Raw genomic sequence first — 4,748 nt, 5'->3', positions numbered from 1 at the left:
ACATTCACCAACAAGGCTGCAGGCGAGATGCGCGAGCGCGTCGAGGCGATCGTCGGCGAAGCGGCGCGCGGCATGTGGATCTCCACGTTCCACTCCGCCTGCGTGCGGATCCTCCGCCGTGAGGCGCAGCAGTTCGGCTTCACCAAGTCGTTCACCATCTACGACTCCGGCGACTCCCGCGCGCTCATCAAGCGGCTCGTCAAAGAGCACGAGGCCGACGCCTACGGCCTGACCCCGGCATCCGTGCAGTCCCGCATCTCGAAGCTCAAGAACGAGCTGTCGGATGCCGATGCCTACGCCAGGCAGGCGAACATGTCGGATCCGGCCGAGCGGATCTTCGTCGAGCTCTTCGCCGCCTATCAGCGTCAGCTGCAGAAGGCGAACGCGTTCGACTTCGACGACCTGATCGGCCAGACGGTCTATCTGTTCCGCGCGTTCCCGCAGGTCGCAGACACCTACCGACGCCGCTTCCGGCACGTCCTGGTCGACGAGTACCAGGACACGAACCACGCTCAATACGCGCTCATCCACGAGCTGACGAGGCCGGTCTCGGGCGATTCGCCCGACCCGTATGCCTCGAACGGCATGATGATCTTCGAACCTGAGACCACCCCCGAGCTCGAGGGGGCGTCTCTCACGGTCGTGGGCGACTCCGACCAGTCGATCTACGCGTTCCGCGGCGCCGACATCCGCAACATCAGCGAGTTCGAACGCGACTTCCCGGGGGCACGGGTCGTGCTGCTCGAGCAGAACTACCGGTCGACGCAGAACATCCTGTCGGCGGCGAACGCCGTGATCGGCAACAACTTCGACCGCAAAGACAAGAAGCTCTGGAGCGACAAGGGCGACGGCGACATGATCGTCGGCTTCACCGGATACTCGCAGCACGACGAGGCCCAGTTCGTCGCCGACGAGGTCGAGGCCCTGCGCCGCTCCGGCATGCCGTACTCCGAGATGGCGGTCTTCTATCGCACCAACTCGCAGTCGCGTGCGCTGGAAGAGATCTTCATCCGATCGGCCGTGCCCTACAAGATCATGGGCGGCACGAAGTTCTACGAGCGCGCCGAGATCAAAGACGCGCTGGCGTACCTGGTCGCCGTCGCGAACCCCGCAGACGAGATGGCGGTCCGCCGCATCCTCAACAAGCCCAGGCGGGGTATCGGCGACGTCACCGAGACGGCCATCGCCCGGTTCGCAGAAGAGCACGGCATCACCTTCCGTCAGGCGCTGTCGGTGCCGGGCGAGCTCGGCTTCGGTCCGAAGATCCAGGCAGGCATCGCGCAGCTCGACGCTGTGCTCTCCGAGGCCACCGAGATCATGCTGCCGGCCTCGGGAGAGGTGCCCGCGCCGACCACCGTCGCCGACGGCCTGGGCGTGCTGCTGTCGAAGAGCGGCTATCTCGACGCGCTCCGCGCCAGCCGCGACCCTCAAGACGAGGCCAGGGTCGAGAACCTCGACGAGTTCGTGGCCGTGGCGCGCGACTTCGCCAGGAACAACCCCGACGGCACGATCGTCGACTTCCTCACCGAGGTCGCGCTCGTCTCGGATGCCGACGACCTCGACGACGAGTCCGGGTCGGTGTCGCTGATGACGATGCACACCGCGAAGGGGCTCGAGTATGACGCCGTCTTCGTGACCGGCGTCGAGGAAGACCTGATCCCGCACCGCATCTCGGCCGGGGAGCCGGGCGGCCCGCAAGAAGAGCGTCGTCTCTTCTACGTCGGCATCACCCGTGCGCGCAAGCGCCTGCACCTCTCCCTCGCGATGACCAGGGCGCAGTTCGGCGAGGTCTCGGTCGCCATGCCGAGCCGCTTCCTGCAGGAGATCCCCGCGGGTCTCATCGACTGGCGGCAGTCGCCCGGAGACGTCAACTCGCGCGGAGGAATGCAGTCGCGTGCGCTCAACGCCCGTCGGGCCGGCGGATTCGGCGGCTCCGGATCGGGCGATCGCTTCGCCGTCAAGCAGCTTCCTGGCAGAGACTCGCTCAAGCCGCTCTCGACCGCGATGGACAAGTTCCCCAATCGGGTCACCGCGAAGATGCGCGACAACGGCGATCTCGAGCTCGCTGCGGGCGACCGCATCCGTCACTCCGACTTCGGCGAGGGGCGCGTCGATGCGATCACGGGCGAGGGCGCGAAGCGCATCGCCCATGTGCGCTTCGATTCGGCGGGGCAGAAGAAGCTGTTGATCAAGGTCGCGCCGATCGAGAAGATCTAGCGGCTTCGCGGGTTAGGCTGGCTGATATGGCCCTGTTCTCCCGCCGCAAGAAGTCCGCTGACGACGCTGTCGCCGACCAGACAGAGACGAACGAGACCGCCGTCGAGGCCGGGTCCGTCTCGGATGCCACCGCCGACGGCGTCGCGACCTCCGGCGCCGGGGCTCCCTCCGGCACGGACGATGCAGCCGAAGCCCCGGAGGTCGCACCGACCATCGGCATCTCGGTGCAGGCCTTCCGCGGCGTCGGTGCAGAGGCAGGGCCCGAGGTCTCGCTTCCCGACCCGTCGGCCGCAGACGCCGCCCCCGCGCAGACGACCTCGTCGGCTCCTGCGGCACCGGCTGCACCCGCAGCCCCCGCACCGGAGCCCGAACGTCGCCTTCCGCTGGCCTCCGTGCAGCCGCCCGAGCAGACCGAGACGGTCCCCGGCATGAAGGACAACGTCCTGCTGCGCGAGTCTCTCAAAGAGGTCGAGCAGGGAGCGACGAACGAGCAGCTCCTCGGCGTGCTGCGCCAGGCCCTGCAGGGGCACCTGTACATCCGCGTGAACGGCGACGCGCGCGCCCAGATCAGCGAGGGCAAGCCCCTGGCGGTCGCCGTGGTGCGTGACGGCGACCGACAGTTCATGCTCGCGTTCAGCTCGGCCGCTGCCGTGCGCGATTCCGTGCAGCTCGAGAAGGATCCGACCGCGACGTCGGCGGTCGCCCAGCCTGTCACCTCGGTGCTGCAGCAGGTGGTGTCGGGAGACTTCGCCGGTCTCATCGTCGACAACGCCTCGGCGCCCCGCCGGGTGGTCTTCCCGACCGAGCTGCTGCAGAAGGCGCTCGAGCAGGCCGATGTCGACATGACCGTGAAGTCGATCCTGGCGGCGCCCCGCGATCAGGACACCGCGTCGAAGCTCGGCGAGGCGCTCGCCGTCAAGCGCATGTGGGTCGCCGTCAACGAGGGCAACAGCAGCGGACAGGTCGGCATCGCCGAAGCGCAGACGCCCGAAGGCAAGCGGTTCCTGCAGCTGTTCTCGCATCCCCTCGAGGTGCTGGCACTCGGTCGCGGCGATCGTCCGCTGCCCTTCGAGCCGATGCAGCTCGCCAAGCTGCTCTCGAGCCACGTCGACATGGCCGGGGTCGTCATCGACCCGGCAGGGCCGAGCATGCTGGTCGAGCGCGACGCGCTCAGCTCGGTGCTCATCATGGCCGTCGACCTCGGGGACTGAGGGGTTCCGCAGCTCTGGCGCGGACTCTAGGGTCAGAGCATGGCCTCAGAACGCGTGCCCCTGACCGTCATCGATCCCGACGGCGAGCGAGAGGTCGTGCTCTCCAGTCCCACCCGCGTCGTGTGGCCGCAAGACGGCATCACGAAGGCGGAGCTCGCCGAGTACTTCCAGCGGGTGAGTGCCCCGTTCCTCGAGGCGAACGGCAACAGGCCGGTCTCTCTCGAACGATTCCGCGACGGCGTGGGCAGCGAGGGTTTCTTCTCGAAGAATCCTCCCAAGGGCACGCCCGACTACGTCGACGCGGTGACGGTGACGTACAACAGCGGCCGACGGCATCCGCAGATCGTGCTGAACCGCCCGAGCGCCATCGTCTGGGCCGTGCAGATGAACACGATCGTGTTCCATCCCTGGGCGTCTCTGGCGACCGACTCCGACAACCCGGTCGAGCTGCGCATCGACCTCGACCCGCAGCCGGGTACGGGATTCTCCGATGCGATCCCCGCTGCGCATGCGCTCAGAGAGGTGCTGAAGGACGTCGGGCTCGACGCGTTCGTGAAGACGAGCGGCAATCGCGGCCTCCACGTGTTCGCGCCCATCGAGCCCACTCACGAGTTCCTCGACGTCCGTCACGCCGTGATCGCCGCGGGCCGGGAGCTGGAGCGACGGATGCCCGAGCAGGTGACGATGAACTGGTGGAAGGAAGAGCGGGGGGAGCGCATCTTCATCGACTTCAACCAGGCGAACCGCGACCGCACGATGGCCGGCGCCTACAGTCCGCGCGCCCTTCCCGGGGCGACGGTGTCGACGCCTGTGCACTGGGAAGAGCTCGACGGTCTCGATCCTGCGACCTTCACGGTGCGCAGCATCCCCCAGCGGCTCGACGATGTCGGCGATCCGTGGGCGGGCGCTCAACAGCGAAGAGGACGCATCGACACGCTGCTGGAGTGGTGGGAGCGCGACGTCGAGGCGGGGCTGGGGGAGCTGTCGTTCCCCCCGGAGTTCCCCAAGATGCCCGGTGAGCCGCCCCGGGTGCAGCCGAGCAAGAAGGTGGCGGCGAACTGGGACGAGAACGGCGACCCGGTCGAGGACTGAGCCTCAGCCGATCACATCCGCGAGGTCGTACCCGGCGACGGTGTCGAGCTGGTCGTAGGTGCACGACCGCGCCTCGCGGTCAGGGCGCCAGCGCTCGAACTGCACGGTGTGGCGGAACCGTGCTCCTTCGAGCTGGTCGTAGCGCACCTCCAGCACCAGCTCCGGGCGGAGCCGCACGAACGACACGTCCTTCGAGCCGCTGAATCGTGAGCGCTCGCCCTCGCCGGT

Annotated in this window: 3 protein-coding genes and 1 pseudogene; 3 read left to right on the top strand and 1 reads right to left on the bottom strand. The window is 67.9% G+C overall.

The window, feature by feature from the left end:
- The 3 genes from J7E68_RS10725 to ligD form a co-directional block, all read left to right on the top strand.
- A partial coding sequence (locus J7E68_RS10725; RefSeq protein WP_215172444.1) for a 3'-5' exonuclease occupies positions 1–2,217 on the top strand: 2,217 nt, incomplete at its 5' end.
- Positions 2,218–2,243: 26 nt separating this feature from the next.
- Positions 2,244–3,428 (top strand): SseB family protein, encoded by a 1,185-nt coding sequence (locus tag J7E68_RS10720; RefSeq protein WP_215172442.1) that lies wholly within the window; start codon positions 2,244–2,246, stop codon positions 3,426–3,428.
- Positions 3,429–3,467: 39 nt separating this feature from the next.
- The gene (ligD, locus tag J7E68_RS10715) at positions 3,468–4,520 is read left to right on the top strand and encodes a non-homologous end-joining DNA ligase (protein WP_215172440.1); all 1,053 of its coding nucleotides are present in this window, start codon (positions 3,468–3,470) and stop codon (positions 4,518–4,520) included.
- Between the two features lie 3 nt (positions 4,521–4,523).
- Here the strand turns inward: ligD and J7E68_RS10710 are convergent.
- A pseudogene (locus J7E68_RS10710) lies at positions 4,524–4,748 on the bottom strand (ATP-dependent DNA ligase); the annotation flags it as partial.

The sequence above is a fragment of the Microbacterium sp. ISL-103 genome, from assembly GCF_018613995.1.
Classification (GTDB): Bacteria; Actinomycetota; Actinomycetes; order Actinomycetales; family Microbacteriaceae; genus Microbacterium.
This window is presented reverse-complemented; position numbering and strand designations above follow the sequence as displayed.

Coding starts and splice junctions, on each gene's coding strand:
- J7E68_RS10720 (WP_215172442.1), top strand. CDS start 2,244: ATGGCCCTGTTCTCCCGCCGCAAGAAGTCCGCTGACGACGCTGTCGCC.
- ligD (WP_215172440.1), top strand. CDS start 3,468: ATGGCCTCAGAACGCGTGCCCCTGACCGTCATCGATCCCGACGGCGAG.